11 protein-coding genes and 1 riboswitch are annotated in these 14,217 nt (G+C 73.2%); of the genes, 7 read left to right on the forward strand and 4 right to left on the reverse strand.

All coding sequences use genetic code 11. From position 1 onward, the window contains the following. Window positions 1–26 precede the first annotated feature (26 nt). Window positions 27–779, reverse strand: a complete 753-nt coding sequence (locus ACH4XV_RS20635) for an ArsR/SmtB family transcription factor (protein WP_395791743.1) — start codon at window positions 777–779, stop codon at window positions 27–29. A gap of 95 nt (window positions 780–874) precedes the next feature. On the opposite strand from ACH4XV_RS20635, the gene ACH4XV_RS20640 reads away from it, so the two are divergent. The 6 genes from ACH4XV_RS20640 (at window position 875) to cobM (ending at window position 9,920) form a co-directional block, all read left to right on the forward strand. Further along, window positions 875–2,074 (forward strand): CaiB/BaiF CoA transferase family protein, encoded by a 1,200-nt coding sequence (locus ACH4XV_RS20640; RefSeq protein WP_395791745.1) that lies wholly within the window; start codon window positions 875–877, stop codon window positions 2,072–2,074. 239 nt (window positions 2,075–2,313) lie between these two features. Then, complete coding sequence (locus tag ACH4XV_RS20645) at window positions 2,314–2,514, forward strand: cold-shock protein (RefSeq protein WP_395791747.1); 201 nt, start codon at window positions 2,314–2,316, stop codon at window positions 2,512–2,514. Between the two features lie 111 nt (window positions 2,515–2,625). Next, window positions 2,626–3,753 carry a threonine aldolase family protein gene (locus ACH4XV_RS20650; RefSeq protein ID WP_395791749.1) on the forward strand — a complete coding sequence of 376 codons (1,128 nt, stop codon included), beginning with the start codon at window positions 2,626–2,628 and terminating at the stop codon, window positions 3,751–3,753. A gap of 137 nt (window positions 3,754–3,890) precedes the next feature. After that, window positions 3,891–3,992, forward strand: a riboswitch (cobalamin riboswitch). 219 nt (window positions 3,993–4,211) lie between these two features. Next, entirely contained in the window at window positions 4,212–7,859 is a 3,648-nt protein-coding gene (gene cobN, locus ACH4XV_RS20655; protein ID WP_395791751.1) for a cobaltochelatase subunit CobN, read from the forward strand. Then, complete coding sequence (gene cbiE / locus ACH4XV_RS20660) at window positions 7,852–9,159, forward strand: precorrin-6y C5,15-methyltransferase (decarboxylating) subunit CbiE (protein WP_395791753.1); 1,308 nt, start codon at window positions 7,852–7,854, stop codon at window positions 9,157–9,159. The genes cobN and cbiE overlap by 8 nt, the downstream gene beginning before the upstream one ends. Further along, window positions 9,156–9,920 (forward strand): precorrin-4 C(11)-methyltransferase, encoded by a 765-nt coding sequence (cobM, locus tag ACH4XV_RS20665; RefSeq protein WP_395791755.1) that lies wholly within the window; start codon window positions 9,156–9,158, stop codon window positions 9,918–9,920. Before cbiE ends, cobM begins: the two co-directional genes overlap by 4 nt. Window positions 9,921–9,931: 11 nt before the next feature. Here cobM and ACH4XV_RS20670 read toward each other — a convergent pair whose 3' ends face one another. Then, window positions 9,932–11,026, reverse strand: coding sequence for a cobalt-precorrin-5B (C(1))-methyltransferase (locus ACH4XV_RS20670; protein ID WP_395791757.1), 1,095 nt, complete (start codon window positions 11,024–11,026; stop codon window positions 9,932–9,934). Window positions 11,027–11,043: 17 nt separating this feature from the next. Between ACH4XV_RS20670 and ACH4XV_RS20675 the strand changes: the two genes are divergently transcribed. After that, window positions 11,044–11,835 carry a cobalt-precorrin-6A reductase gene (locus ACH4XV_RS20675; RefSeq protein WP_395791759.1) on the forward strand — a complete coding sequence of 264 codons (792 nt, stop codon included), beginning with the start codon at window positions 11,044–11,046 and terminating at the stop codon, window positions 11,833–11,835. A 56-nt stretch (window positions 11,836–11,891) separates the two neighbouring features. Here ACH4XV_RS20675 and ACH4XV_RS20680 read toward each other — a convergent pair whose 3' ends face one another. Together ACH4XV_RS20680 and ACH4XV_RS20685 are read right to left on the reverse strand one after the other, a co-directional pair. Then, window positions 11,892–13,436, reverse strand: a complete 1,545-nt coding sequence (locus ACH4XV_RS20680; protein WP_395791761.1) for a precorrin-2 C(20)-methyltransferase — start codon at window positions 13,434–13,436, stop codon at window positions 11,892–11,894. A 68-nt stretch (window positions 13,437–13,504) separates the two neighbouring features. Further along, complete coding sequence (locus ACH4XV_RS20685) at window positions 13,505–14,131, reverse strand: precorrin-8X methylmutase (RefSeq protein WP_395792012.1); 627 nt, start codon at window positions 14,129–14,131, stop codon at window positions 13,505–13,507. Between the last annotated feature and the right edge of the window lie 86 nt (window positions 14,132–14,217).

A 14,217-nucleotide genomic window follows, 5' to 3' on the forward strand; every position in this document is an offset into this window, starting at 1 on the left:
GCGGCGGTGAGGTCGGTGACTTTCGGTCAGATCGGAGCCGTGTTGCTCGTCGTCGGCTCGAATTCCTCCGGGTGGATGCCCAGTAGTCGGTTCAGTTCGGTGCGACCGGTTTCGGTGGCTCGGACCGCGCGGCCCGTACCGACACGTTCGGTCCAGCCCCGGGACAGGAAAAGCCGGCACAGTTCGGCGCCGGCCGTGCCGGCCAGGTGGTGGCGGCGTTCGGTCCAGTCCAGGCAGGGGCGGGCCAGGGGTCGTTTGCCGGAGGTGGTGAGGTCGGCGCCGAGGTCCGTGAGCCAGGCCAGGCCCGCGTCGGTGATCGCGAAGCCGGCGTCCTGGCGGAGCAGGCCCCGAGCGGTGAGCGCGTCGGTGATCGCCACGCCGAGCCGGCCGGCCAGGTGGTCGTAGCAGGTACGCCCCCGGGCCAGGGCCGCGCCGGCCGAGTGCGCCCGCAGCGACGCCGCCGGCCGGAGGGTCGCCGGCGTGGTGTACGCGGCCAGGTCCTCGACCAGCCGCGCCACCCCCGCATCGGCCAACCGCACATACCGGTGCCGCCCCTGCCGCTCCCCGACCAGCAGGCCACCCTCGACGAGGCGGGTCAGGTGCTCGCTGATCGTGGACGGCGCGACCCCGCAGTGCCGGGCCAACTCGCCGGCGGTCCAGGCCCGCCGATCCAGCAGGGCCAGGCACACCGCCGCCCGCGTCTCGTCCGCGAGCAAAGCGGCGAGCGCGGCGAGGCGAGGCACCGAATCCGGATCGGAGGCACGTGCGATCGAGTCCATGCCGCCATCATCACCCCGGGACGCTTCGGCCCGGACCGAAGGGTTCGCCGCCGCCGAGCGGCCGTGCGCGCGCCCGGCTCTGTCAGGATGGGGGCGTGTTCCTACCGCTCACGGGTGTCACCGTCGTCTCGCTCGAACAGGCCATCGCCGCGCCGTACGCCACACGCCATCTGGCGGATCTCGGCGCTCGGGTGATCAAGATCGAGCGGCCCGGCGCGGGGGATTTCGCCCGGGCCTACGACGAGACCGTCGAGGGTTTGTCCAGCCACTTCGTCTGGGCCAATCGGGGGAAGGAAAGTCTGACGCTCGACGTGAAGGACGAGCGGGCGCCGGAGATTTTGGATCGATTGCTGGCCCGGGCCGATGTGTTCGTGCAGAACCTGGCTCCGGGCGCGGCCGATCGGCTCGGGCTCGGTGCGACGGAATTGCGGGCCAGATTTCCTCGGCTGATCGTCTGTGGAATATCGGGTTATGGGACTGCGGGACCCTATCGGGACAAGAAGGCGTACGACCTGCTCGTGCAGTGCGAGGCGGGACTGCTGTCGGTCACCGGTACCGCCGAGGAGCCGGCCAAGGCGGGGATTCCGATCGCCGACATCGCCGCCGCGATGTACGCCTTCACCGGATTGCTGACCGCGCTCTACGAGCGGCAACTCACGGGCGAGGGCAGCTCGTTCGAGGTTTCGATGCTCGACGCGCTCGGCGAGTGGATGGGGTTCCCCTACTACTTCGCGACCTACGGCGGCACGCCCCCGCCACGAACCGGGGCCCGGCATGCGGCGATCGCGCCCTACGGGCCGTACCGCGTGGGCGGCGGCGGGCAGGTGTTCGTGGGTGTGCAGAACGATCGGGAGTGGGCCGCGCTCTGCGAACGGGTGCTCGGGCGGCCGGATTTGGTCGAGGATCCGGACTTTCGCAGCAATTCGCTGCGGGTGGCGGCCAACGAGCGGCTGACCGCGCTGATCGAGGCCGCGTTCGCGGACCGTACGGCCGACGAGATCGTGGCGAGCCTGGACGCGGTCGGCATCGCCAACGCCCGGATGCGTACCGTCGCCGAGTTCGCCGACCACCCGCAACTCGCCGCCCGCGACCGACTGCGCACCGTCGACTCCCCGGCCGGCCCGCTGCGCGCGCTGCTGCCGCCGGTCACGGTGGCCGGCCGCGAACCGGCGATGGGCCCGATCCCGGCGGTCGGCGAGCACACGGCGGCCATCCTCGCGGAGCTGGGGTTCACCGAGCCGAAGCCGAAGTCGGCACCGCAGCCGGAACCCGAGCCGAAGGCGCCCCGCGAGTAGCCGACACGCGGCCCTCGACCGGAAATATTTCTCCGCCTCCCGAGCCCCGCGACATTTCCGTGCTAGCCTCGAGGCAGTTGCAGTAGTGGTTCCCATGAATTTTGTGAGCGCCTTACGGTCGTGACCGTCGGGCGCTTTTTGTTTATCCAGACCGGATTCGTGTGAAGAGTGAATTGCTGTTGCGGCCTGTGGATGTGCGTGTGTGCACGTCCGCATTCGGCACCACGAAGGAGATTTGTATGGCTACTGGAACCGTGAAGTGGTTCAACGCGGAAAAGGGCTTCGGCTTCATCCAGGCGGACGACGGCGGCCCGGATGTCTTCGCGCACTACTCGGCGATCCAGTCGCAGGGCTTCCGTGAGCTGACCGAAGGTCAGAAGGTCTCGTACGACGCCGTTCAGGGCCAGAAGGGCCCGCAGGCGGAGAACATCGTCGTCTGATCCACGACGCACCTCTCACCACCCACACGGTCCGTCCCCTTCCCGGGGCGGACCGTGTGTGCGTACCGGTCACCGGCGCGAGATTGCGGGCGCGCGTTGGATGATGCCCTCATGGCAAACATCGGCAACGACGAACTCGTCGGTCGCCTGCGCGCGATCCGCGCCTGCGGCCGGATCCTGTCCGGGGTACGGCCCGCCACGGTCGCCGAGCGGCTGGCCCGGCTCGACGCCTACGCGCGGGAGCACCTCGATCCCGACGAGTTTCCTGACTTCTACGGCGACGGCGGCGCGGTCGCCCGCCTTGAGGCCCGAACCGCCGAACTGCTCGGGACCGAGGCGGCGCTGCTCTTCCCGACCGGCACGATGGCCCAGCAGGCCGCGCTGCGCATTCACGCCGGAGCCACGGGATCCGACGTGGTCGCCATCCACCCCCGCGCCCACCCGCTGACCTACGAGCGCGACGCGATCTCGGTCCTGTCCGGGCTGCGGCCACTCGTACTCACCCACGGGCCGGGGCAGATCACCGCCGAGGACGTCCGGGGCAGCGCCGAGCGGTTCGGCACGCTCTTCTACGAACTCCCGCTGCGCGACCACGGCTTCGTGCTGCCCGCCTGGGACGACCTGATCGCCGTCGTACAGGCCGCCCGGGATCGGGACGCCGCGCTGCACCTGGACGGCGCCCGGCTGTGGGAGAGCGCCACGGGGCTCGGGCACGGGCTGACCGAGATCGTCGACCTGTTCGACTCGGTGTACGTGTCCTATTACAAGGGCCTCGGCGCGAGCGCCGGGGCCGCTCTCGCGGGCGACGCCGAACTGATCGAGGAGGCGCACGCGTGGCGCCACCGCTACGGCGGGCGGTCGTTCCAGGCCTGGCCGATGGCGTTGGAGGCGCTGGCCGCGCTGGACGAGACGCTGCCCCGGCTGGCGGGCTACGTCGGCCACGCCGCGACGGTCGCCGCCGGTCTGGCCCGGGTGCCGCAGACGCGGGTGTTCCCGGCGGTCCCGCACACCCACCAGTTCCAGGTGTGGCTGCCGTACCCGGCCGAACTGCTCAATCGCATCACCGTCGAGTACGCCGTCGAGCGCGAGGTGTGGCTGGCCGGCCGCTGGATCGAGCCCGGCCTGCCGGGCCTGTCGTACACAGAGATCACCGTTGCCGAACCCGCCCTGGAGTGGACCGAGGACGAGGTCGCCGACGAGTTCGGCGCGTTCGTGGAGCAGGTCCGCAAGAACGCCTGACACCCATGTGGAGCCCCGCCACCGGCGGTGACATGTGTCACCCCCGCCGCCCACGCCGATCCGGGCATGTTGCGTCAAGGCGGGCCACTGAGCAATGCTGGCCCCGCGCCGGCCCTACCGGCGCGGGGAGGGCGTGGCAGGAACCCGGTGTGATCCCGGGACGGTCCCGCCACTGTGACCGGCTCCGCCGTACGACGTCGTTCGACGTCGACCACGGCGCGACCGGGAGTCAGGAACTGCGCGTCTCACCCCGAGTCCGATGGGGCGCGGACCCCGGAGAGGCGCTTCCAGGTGACGATTTCGTCCTGCCGGCGTTCTTGCACACCCAGCCGACGTACACCCAGCCGACGTACACCCGGCCGACGTACGCCCGGCGGCCACACGCCCGCCCACTCCACGCACGGCGGCCACACGCCCCGCCGGTCGGCCCGCGGCATGGTCCCCGCCGGAGGCTCCCGGTGATCCTCCTCCTCTCCACCTCCGACACCGACCTGCTCAGCGCCAAGGCGAGCGAGGGCGACTGGCGCCTGGCCAACCCCTCCCGGGTCGACGTGGCCGACCTGCCCGCGCTCCTCGACGGCACCGACCTCGTCGTGGTCCGCCTGCTCGGCGGCCGGCGCGCCTGGGAGGCGGGCCTGGACGCGCTGCTCGCCGGACCGCGCCCGGTGGTCGTGGTCAGCGGCGAACTCGCCGCCGACGCGGCGCTGATGGAACTGGCCACGGTGCCCGCCGGGGTGAGCGCGCAGGCGCACGCCTACCTCGCCCAGGGCGGCCCGGCCAACCTGACCCAGCTGTACCGCTTCCTCTCCGACACCCTGCTGCTCACCGGCTTCGGCTTCGAGCCGCCCGTCGAGGTGCCCTCCTGGGGGCGGCTCGACCGCACGGCGTCCGGCGGCGACGGTCCGGCCGTGGGCGTGCTGTACTACCGCGCGCACCACCTGGCCGGGAACACCGCGTTCGTGGCCGACCTGTGCACGGCGATCGAGAACGCGGGCGGGCGGCCGGTACCGATCTGGTGCGCCTCGCTGCGCGGCGCCGACGAGTCGTTGTTCGCCGCGCTCGGCGAATTGGACGCGCTCCTGGTCACCGTGCTCGCCGCGGGCGGCGCCGGTGGGGCCAAGCCCGCCGAGGTGTCCGCCGGCGGCGACGACGAGCAGTGGGACGTCGGCGCGCTGGCCGGACTCGACATCACCATCCTCCAGGCGCTCAACCTCACCACCAGCCGGGCCGAGTGGGAGGCCGGCGACGCGGGCCTTTCGCCGCTGGACGCGGCCACCCAGGTGGCCGTACCGGAGTTCGACGGCCGGCTGATCACCGTCCCGTTCTCGTTCAAGGAGACCGGCGCGGACGGCCTCACCCACTACGCCGCCGACCCCGAACGGGCCGCCCGGGTGGCCGGGATCGCGGTCCGACACGCCCTGCTCCGGCACGTACCGGCCGCGGAGCGCCGGGTCGGCGTGGTGCTCTCCGCGTACCCGACCAAACACTCCCGGATCGGCAACGCCGTCGGCCTGGACACCCCCGCCTCGGCGGTCGCGCTGCTGCGCGCGATGCGCGCGGCCGGCTACGACGTCGGCGCGCTCGACGGCGCCGACGCGCTGCCGGGCCTGGAACCCCCGGACGGCGACGCGCTGATCCACGCGCTGATCGCGGCCGGCGGACAGGACCCCGAATGGTTGACGGAGGGTCAGCTCGAAGGCAACCCGGTCCGGATCTCCGCCGCCGCTTACCGCGAGCGCTACGCCACCCTGCCGCTCGGGCTGCGCGCGAACATCGAGGAGCACTGGGGCCCACCGCCCGGCGAGCTGTACGTGGACCACTCGCGCGATCCGGAGGGCGAGATCGTGCTTGCCGCGCTGCGCGCGGGCAATGTCATCCTGATCATCCAGCCGCCGCGCGGCTTCGGCGAGAACCCGGTCGCCATCTACCACGACCCGGACCTGCCGCCGAGCCACCACTACCTGGCCGCCTACTGGTGGCTGGACGCGCCTGCCGGGCCGGGAGGCTTCGGCGCACACGCCCTCGTACACCTGGGCAAGCACGGCACGCTGGAGTGGCTGCCGGGCAAGAACCTGGGGTTGTCCGCGGAGTGCGGTCCCGACGCGGTGCTGGGCGACCTGCCGCTGGTGTACCCGTTCCTGGTCAACGACCCGGGCGAGGGCGCACAGGCCAAGCGGCGCGCGCACGCGATCATCGTCGACCACCTCGTGCCGCCGATGGCGCGCGCCGAGACGTACGGCGACCTGACCCGGTTGGAGCAACTGCTCGACGAATACGCCAACGTGCAGGCGCTCGACCCGGCCAAGGGCCCGGCCCTACAGAGCCAGATCTGGACGCTGATCCAGGCCACCAAGCTGGACCACGACCTCGGCATCACCGACCGGCCGCACGAGGCCGAGTTCGACGACCTGATCCTGCACCTGGACGGGTGGCTGTGCGAGGTCAAGGACGCGCAGATCCGCGAGGGCCTGCACATCCTGGGCAGCGCGCCCACCGGCGAGGGCCGGATCAACCTGGTCACCGCGATGTTGCGGGCGCGCCAGGTGTGGGGCGGACGGGCCGCCGCGCTGCCGGGGTTGCGCGAATCGCTCGGCCTGGTCGAGGGCGGCAGCGCCTCGCGCACCGAGACCGACGACGCCGAGGACCGGGCGCACCGGCTGGTCGCGGCGATGGAGGCGGCCGACTGGGATCCGACCCGGGCGGCGGCGGTCACCGCCGAGGTGCTGGGCGGCGAATCGCCCGCCGTCGCCGAGGTGTTGGCGTTCGCGGCGACCGAGATCGTGCCGCGCCTGGACCGCACCGGGGACGAGATCGGCGCGGTGCTGCATGCCCTGGAGGGCGGCTACGTCGCGGCCGGACCCAGCGGTTCGCCGCTGCGCGGGCTGGTCAACGTGCTGCCGACCGGCCGCAACTTCTACACGGTGGATCCGAAGGCGATCCCCAGCCGACTGGCCTGGGAGACCGGACAGGCGCTCGCCGACTCGCTGTTGGCCCGCTACCGCGCCGACAACGACGGGAACTGGCCGCGCTCGGTCGGTCTTTCGGTCTGGGGCACCAGCGCGATGCGGACCAGCGGCGACGACATCGCCGAGGTGCTGGCGCTGCTGGGCGTGCGGCCGATCTGGGACGACGCGTCGCGCCGGGTGACCGGGATCGAGACGATCCCGCCCGCCGAACTGGGCCGCCCGCGCGTGGACGTGACGGTGCGCATCTCCGGCTTCTTCCGGGACGCCTTCCCGCACGTGGTGTTGCTGCTCGACGACGCGGTGCGGCTGGCCGCGGAGGCGGACGAGCCGGAGGAGGACAACTACGTCCGGGCACACGTGCGGGCGGACGTCGCGCGGCACGGCGACGCGCGGCGCGCCACCACGCGCGTGTTCGGCTCGCGGCCGGGCGCGTACGGCGCGGGCCTGCTGCCGCTGATCGACGCGCGCACCTGGCGCGACGACGCGGACCTGGCCGAGGTGTACGCGACGTGGGGCGGCTATGCCTACGGGCGGGGCCTGGACGGGGTGTTCGCGCGTGAGGACATGGAGGACGCGTACCGCAGGATCGCGGTCGCGGCCAAGAACACCGACACGCGCGAGCACGACATCGCCGACTCGGACGACTACTTCCAGTACCACGGCGGCATGGTCGCCGCGGTGCGCGCACTGACCGGGACCGCGCCGGCCGCGTACATCGGCGACTCGACCATGCCCGACGCGGTCCGCACCCGCACCCTCCAGCAGGAGACCGCACGGGTGTTCCGCGCCCGGGTGGTCAACCCGCGCTGGATCGAGGCGATGCGCAAGCACGGCTACAAGGGCGCGTTCGAGCTGGCGGCCACCGTGGACTACCTGTTCGGTTACGACGCCACCACCGGCGTGGTGGCGGACTGGATGTACGAGAAGCTCGCGGGCGAATACGTCCTGGACGAGACCAACCGCGAGTTCATGCGCACGTCCAACCCGTGGGCGCTGCGCGGGATCGCCGAGCGGCTGCTCGAGGCGGCCGACCGGGGCATGTGGGAGAAGCCGGAGGCGGCCACGCTCGACGGGCTGCGCGAGGTGTACCTGGATGTCGAGGGCGATCTCGAAGGCGGCGAGGACGCGGGGGATGGCTGACGGGAATCCCGTGTCGTGGCCGGTGTCGGACGCGGTGTCTCTGGCGGGGGCACCGTTCACCGGCACCGGTCCGGTGTCCGTGGTCGGGATCGGGGACGACGGCTGGGCCGGACTGTCCGAGGTGGCCCGGGACTTGGTGCGCGAGGCCGAGGTGTTGGTCGGCGGCGCGCGGCACTTGGCGATGGTGCCCGACACCAAGTCCGAGCGGGTCGTGTGGCCGAAGCCGTTCCAGGTGGGCTTCGTGGCCCACCTGGCGGCGTCCCGCCGGGTGTGCGTACTGGCCAGCGGTGACCCGATGTTCTTCGGCGTCGGGGCCACGCTGGTCCGCAGGTTGGGCGCCGATCGGGTCACCGTGCTGCCGGTGGCCTCGTCGGCGTCGTTGGCCTGCGCGCGGCTCGGCTGGTCGACGCACACCGTGGCCGTGGTCAGCGCGGTGGGCCGACCGCTCGACACTCTGACCGCCGAACTGGCGGCGGAACGGCGGGTGTTGGTGCTCAGCGCGGACGGGCTGACCCCCGGGCGGGCGGCGGCGCTGCTGGTGGCGCGCGGCTTCGGGACGAGCGAGGTCACCGTGCTGGAACACCTGGGCGGCCCGGCCGAGTCGATGTGGCGCGGTACCGCCGACGCGCTCGCGGCGGCCCCAAAGCGCCGGTTCGCGGACCTGAACGTGGTCGCGGTCGAGTGTGGGCCGGGCCCGGGACTGAGCCGGTTGGCCGGCCTGCCGGACGACGTCTACGCGCACGACGGGCAGTTGACCAAGCGGGAGATCCGGGCGGTCACACTGGCCGCTCTCGGGCCGTGTCCCGGCGAACTGTTGTGGGACGTCGGCGCGGGCAGCGGCAGCATCGGGATCGAGTGGATGCGCACGCACCCGTCGTGCCGGGCCATCGCCTTCGAGGCGCGGGCGGATCGGGCCGAGCGGGCCGCGGCGAACGCGACCACGCTCGGGGTTCCGGACCTGCGAATCGTGGTGGCCCGGGCACCGGAGGCGCTGTACGGCGAGCAGCCCGACGCGGCCTTCATCGGCGGTGGCCTGACCGTACCCGGCGTGGTCGAGCGGTGCTGGGCCGCGCTGCGCCCGGGCGGGCGCCTGGTGGCCAACGCCGTCGTCGCCGAGACCGAGGCCGAACTCCTTCGGCATCGTGCCGCCTACGGCGGGGAGTTGACCCGTCTTCAGATCAGCCGGTCCGCTCCGGTGGGCCGATTCACCGGGTGGCGACCGGCGATGCCGGTGACCCAGTGGGTGGCCGTGAAGCCCATGTCCGTCCTCACCTTCGACCAGGAGCAGTCCAACCCATGACCGTGCACTTCATCGGCGCCGGCCCCGGCGCGGCCGACCTGATCACGGTGCGGGGGCTGCGCATCATCGCCGCGTCGCCGGTGTGCCTGTACGCGGGCGCGCTCGTCCCGCGCGAACTGGTCGAGGCCGCACCGCCCGGTGCCCGCCTCGTGGACACCGCCGACCTGAACCTGGATCAGATCGTCGAGGAACTGCGGGCGGCGCACGCCGCCGGGCACGACGTGGCCCGCCTCCAGTCGGGGGACACCTCGTTCTTCAGCGCGGTGGCCGAGCAGCAGCGCCGCCTCGACGCGCTCGGCATCCCGTGGGACATCACCCCGGGCGTACCGGCGTTCGCCGCCGCGGCGGCGGCCATGGGTCGGGAGTTGACGCTGCCGACGGTGGGCCAGACGGTGATCCTGACCCGGGTCGCGGGCAACGCGACGGCGATGCCGCCCGGCGAGGACCTGGCCACCCTCGGCCGCTCCGGCGCGCTGCTCGTGCTGCACCTGGCGATCGGCCAAGTCGAGCGTGTCGTGGCCGAGTTGACCCCGCTGTACGGCCCGGACTGCCCGGTCGCGGTGGTCGCCCGCGCGTCGCGCCCCGACGAGCTGATCGTGCGCGGCGAACTGGCCGACCTGGTATCGCTGGTGCGCGACAACGGGATCAGGGCGGTGGCGGTCATCATGGTCGGCCGCGTGCTGGGCGAACCGGGCTTTTGTGACAGCCACCTGTACAGCGAGGCGCGCGACCGGGCGGCCGAGTCGCAGCCGGCCGGATGAACGCGCGGGCCCTACGCCGGTTCGGCGCGGCCGACGATCGTGCCGCCGCGGTCGATCGCGATCACGTCCACGGTGATCGGGATCGCGCTGCCGCGCAGGAGACCGCGCGCCGCGTCCCGGGCGGCCTCGGCCACCGCGTCGCCGAGCGGGACGTCGGCGGCGCGGGCCAGTTGCAGGGCGTGCAGCGCGGTGTTCGCGGCGCGGATGTTCGCGACCAGCTCCGCGTCCCCGCCCACCGCCGCGGCCCGCTCGGCGAGGTGGTCCAGGTTCACCTGCGAGCGGCCCGAGTGCAGGTCGAGATGGCCGTCGGCGAGCTTGGAGAGCTTGGCGAAGCCGCCGGCGATGGTCAACCGCGGAATCGGGTGCCGGCGCAGGTACTTGAGCAGCGCACCCGCGAAGTCGCCCATGTCCAGCAGGGCTGTGCCGGACAACCCGTGCACTTCGGCGCCGACCCGCTCCGACGTGGTGCCGGTGGCGCCGAGCACGTGCCTCTCGCCGGTGGCCGCCGCGACGTCGATGCCCCGGCGGATCGAGTCGATCCAGGCCGAGCACGAGTAGGGGATCACGATGCCGGTGGTGCCCAGGATGGACAGGCCGCCGAGGATGCCCAGGCGCGGATTCCAGGTCTGCTCGGCGATGCGCTCGCCGTCGTCCACGGACAACTCGACCATGACGTCACCGGTGCCGCCGTAGGCGCCGGCCACCCGCGCCACCGCCTCGCGCATCAGCATGCGCGGGACGGGATTGACCGCCGGTTCGCCGACCGGCAGCGGCAGGCCGGGCAGCGTCACGGTGCCGACCCCGGGCCCGGCCAGGAACGTCACCCCGGACCCGGCCGCCGCGTGCCGCACGGTGGCCCGGATCAGCGCGCCGTGCGTGGCGTCCGGATCGTCCCCGGCGTCCTTGACCACACCCGCCATCGCCGCGTCCGCGCCGCGCTTCTCGACGGCGAGGGCGAACGCCGGCGTCTGCCCGCCGGGCAGGTACACCGTCACCGGATCGGGGAACTCGCCGGTCAGCAGGGCCTGATAGGCGGCCGTCGTGGCAGCCGTGGCACACGCCCCGGTGGTCCAGCCGCGACGCAGCGGGCGATCGGGGCGCGTCATCGGAGCAGGAGCCGGTCATGAGCGGCAGGGCACCATCCGCCGACGGTCGGGTACTGCTGGTGCTCGGCGGCACCTCCGACGCCCGGACCCTGGCCGCACTCGTCGCGGACACGCCCGGACTGCGGGTCGTGTCGTCGCTGGCGGGGCGGACTCGGGCGCCGGTGCTGCCGGTCGGCGAGTCCCGGGTGGGCGGCTTCGGCGGCGTACCCGGCCTGGTGGCGTGGCTGCGGGCCCGGGACGTGGCGGGCGTCGTCGACGCCACCCACCCGTTCGCGGCCCGCATCTCGGCGCACGCGGTCGCCGCCTGCGCCGAGGCCGGCGTACCGCTCCTGCGGCTGCAAAGGCCGGGCTGGACGGCCGTGCCGGGCGACGACTGGCACCCGGTCGACTCGGCCGAGCACGCCGCGCGGGTGTTGCCCGACCTGGCCCGTCGGGTGTTCCTGACCACCGGGCGCCTGGAGACCGCGCCGTACGCGCACCTGGACCGTCTGTGGTTCCTGCTGCGCAGCGTCGAGCCGCCCACCGGTGCACTGCCCAGGGCCTGCGAAGTGCTGCTGGCCCGAGGTCCGTTCACGGTCGAGGACGAGATCGCGCTGATGCGCGACCGCCGCGTGGAGGCGATCGTCACCAAGGACAGCGGCGGCACCCAGACGGCGGCCAAGCTCACCGCGGCGCGCGAACTCGGCCTGCCCGTGGTGCTGATCCGCCGTCCCGAGGCGACCGCGCCGGAACAGGTCGCCGACGCGGCGAGCGCCGCGCGCTGGATCCTGGCCAGGGCGGCCGCCGGCGGGACGCCGGGCGGGACGTGAGTCGTACATATCAGTCACTGTGACACAAACCCGCATGGCGACCCCGCCCCGGACGCTCAGGCCGGGTAGCGACGCGGCGTGTACACGCCGGTGCCGCCATCGGGGCGCGGGTAGGCGCGGGTCTGGGACGAGCCGATGATCAGCAGCGTGCGCATGTCGACCACGTCCGGGTCCAGGTCGGCGAGGCGGACCACCCGTACCGACTCGGTCGCACCGCCGACGTCGCGGCCGACCACCACCGGGGTGTCCGGCGAGCGGTGCTTCAGGAACAGGTCGCGGGCCTCGGCGACCTGGGTGCGCCGGGTCTTCGAGGCCGGGTTGTAGATCGCCACCGCGAGGTCCGCCTCGGCGGCGGCGGTCAACCGGCGCTCGATCACGTCCCACGGCTTGAGGATCGCGGACAGGCTGATCACGCAGAAGTCGTGGCCCAACGGCGCACCCGCGCGCGCCGCCACGGCCTGCATCGCGGACAGCCCCGCGACCACCCGGACCGGGACCTCGGTGGCCGTCTCGTGCGCGGCCTCCAGCACGGCCGAGGCCATCGCGAACACGCCCGCGTCGCCCGAGGAGACCACCGCGACCCGGCCGCCCGCCTCGGCCAACGCGATGGCGTGGCGGGCGCGTTCGGCCTCGACCCGGTTATCGGTGCGGTGCCGCTTCTGGCTCGGGCGGGGCTGGACGCGGTCCACGTACGGGCCGTAGCCGACCACGTGGTCCGCGGCGGCGAGCGCGGCGTGCGCGTCGGGGGTGAGCCATTCGGGGCCGGCCGGGCCCAGGCCGACCACGTCGATCGAGCCGAGTTCGCCGGTGGGTTCGGGGATGGCGTAGTCCGGCTCCGGCTCGCGCGGGGTGCGGTTGGTGGCGAACTCGCCGCCGGGCGCGGTGGAGGGGGTGATCACCAGGGAGAAGTACGGAACGTCGGCCGGTTCGACCTCGGCGAGCGGACGCACCCGCTGCCGCTCGGTGGTGGCGCGCTCCACGTACCACGTGCGATCGGCCAGTCCGGCCTGCTCGAACGCGCCCCGGACGGCCGGGAAATGCCGCTTGCCGAGCTTGATCACCGCGGCCGAGTCGGCCGTGCGCAGCCGCGCCGCGAGCACGTCGGGCGGGAGCGTACCGGGCAGGATCGTCAGCACCTCGTCGTGCTGGACGAGCGGGCGGCCCAGCACCGCCGCCGCGCCGCTGACCGAGGTCACCCCGGGAACCACCTCGACGGGATAGAGGTCGGCGAGCCGTTCGTGCCAGTACATGTACGAGCCGTAGAAGAACGGGTCACCCTCGCACAACACCGCGACGTCGCGACCGGCGTCCAGATGCGCGGCGATCTCGGCGGCGGTCGTGTCGTAGTAGTCGGCGAGCGCGCCGTCGTAGCCGCCGGGGTGATCGGTGCTCTCGGTGGTCACCGGGTATTCCAGCGGCAGGCGCAGCTGGTTCTCGGTCAGATAGGGCTCGGCGATGGTGATCGCGACGCCGCGGGCGCCCTTTTTGACCGGGTACGCGACCACGTCGGCCGAGGTGATCAGGCGATGCGCCTTGAGGGTGATCAGCTCGGGGTCGCCCGGGCCGAGGCCGATGCCGTACAGGCGGCCGGTGGTGGTCACGCTGTGCTCCTGGGGGTGGGTGTGGGGGTGGTGCCGCGGGTCCGCGGGCTGCTCGTGCGGGGCATCGGCTATTCCTGCTCGCTCGCGAGCGCGTTCAGCGCGGCGGCGGTCATCGCGCTGCCGCCGCGGCGGCCGTGCACGACGAGGTAGGGGATGCCGGCGGGGTGCTCGGCGAGGGCCTGCTTGGATTCGGCCGCGCCGATGAAGCCGACCGGGATGCCGATGATCGCGGCGGGGCGCGGGGCACCCTGGTCGATCAGTTCGAGCAGCCGGAACAGCGCGGTGGGCGCGTTCCCGACGGCCACCACGGCGCCGCCCAGGTCGTCCACCCACAGGTCCACGGCGGCGGCGCTGCGGGTGGTGCCCTGCTCGGCGGCGAGCACGGGGGTACGGGGGTCGGCGAGCAGGCAGCGCACGTCGTTGTCCCGGGGCAGCCGCTTGCGGGTCACCCCGGAGGCGACCATGTTCGCGTCGCACAGGATCGGCGCCCCGGCGCGCAGCGCGGCCGAGCCGGCGCGGGCCACGTCGGGATGGAAGCCGACGTCCTGTGGCAGGTCGGTCATGCCGCAGGCGTGGATCATCCGGACGACGACGCGCGAGACGTCCTCGGGGAAGCGGGACAGGTCCGCCTCGGCCCGGATGGTCGCGAACGAACGCCGATAGATCTCGGGGCCGTCCTTGATCCAGTCGTCCACGTCGGCTGCTCCTTCGCCCGCGAGCGGGGTGATGGTGGTCGGGGTGATGGTGATCGGGGTACGTGGCGGTCGGCCACGGCGGGGGT

Origin of the sequence: Embleya sp. NPDC020630, assembly GCF_044334985.1 — a bacterium.
In the GTDB taxonomy this organism is placed as follows: Bacteria; Actinomycetota; Actinomycetes; order Streptomycetales; family Streptomycetaceae; genus Embleya.

What these genes read in the sequence shown, in the direction of transcription:
- ACH4XV_RS20645 (WP_395791747.1), top strand. Translation starts at nt 2,314, where the DNA reads ATGGCTACTGGAACCGTGAAGTGGTTCAACGCGGAAAAGGGCTTCGGC.
- ACH4XV_RS20675 (WP_395791759.1), top strand. Translation starts at nt 11,044, where the DNA reads ATGAGCGGCAGGGCACCATCCGCCGACGGTCGGGTACTGCTGGTGCTC.
- ACH4XV_RS20670 (WP_395791757.1), bottom strand. Translation starts at nt 11,026, where the DNA reads ATGACGCGCCCCGATCGCCCGCTGCGTCGCGGCTGGACCACCGGGGCG.
- cobM (WP_395791755.1), top strand. Translation starts at nt 9,156, where the DNA reads ATGACCGTGCACTTCATCGGCGCCGGCCCCGGCGCGGCCGACCTGATC.
- ACH4XV_RS20650 (WP_395791749.1), top strand. Translation starts at nt 2,626, where the DNA reads ATGGCAAACATCGGCAACGACGAACTCGTCGGTCGCCTGCGCGCGATC.
- ACH4XV_RS20635 (WP_395791743.1), bottom strand. Translation starts at nt 779, where the DNA reads ATGGACTCGATCGCACGTGCCTCCGATCCGGATTCGGTGCCTCGCCTC.
- cbiE (WP_395791753.1), top strand. Translation starts at nt 7,852, where the DNA reads ATGGCTGACGGGAATCCCGTGTCGTGGCCGGTGTCGGACGCGGTGTCT.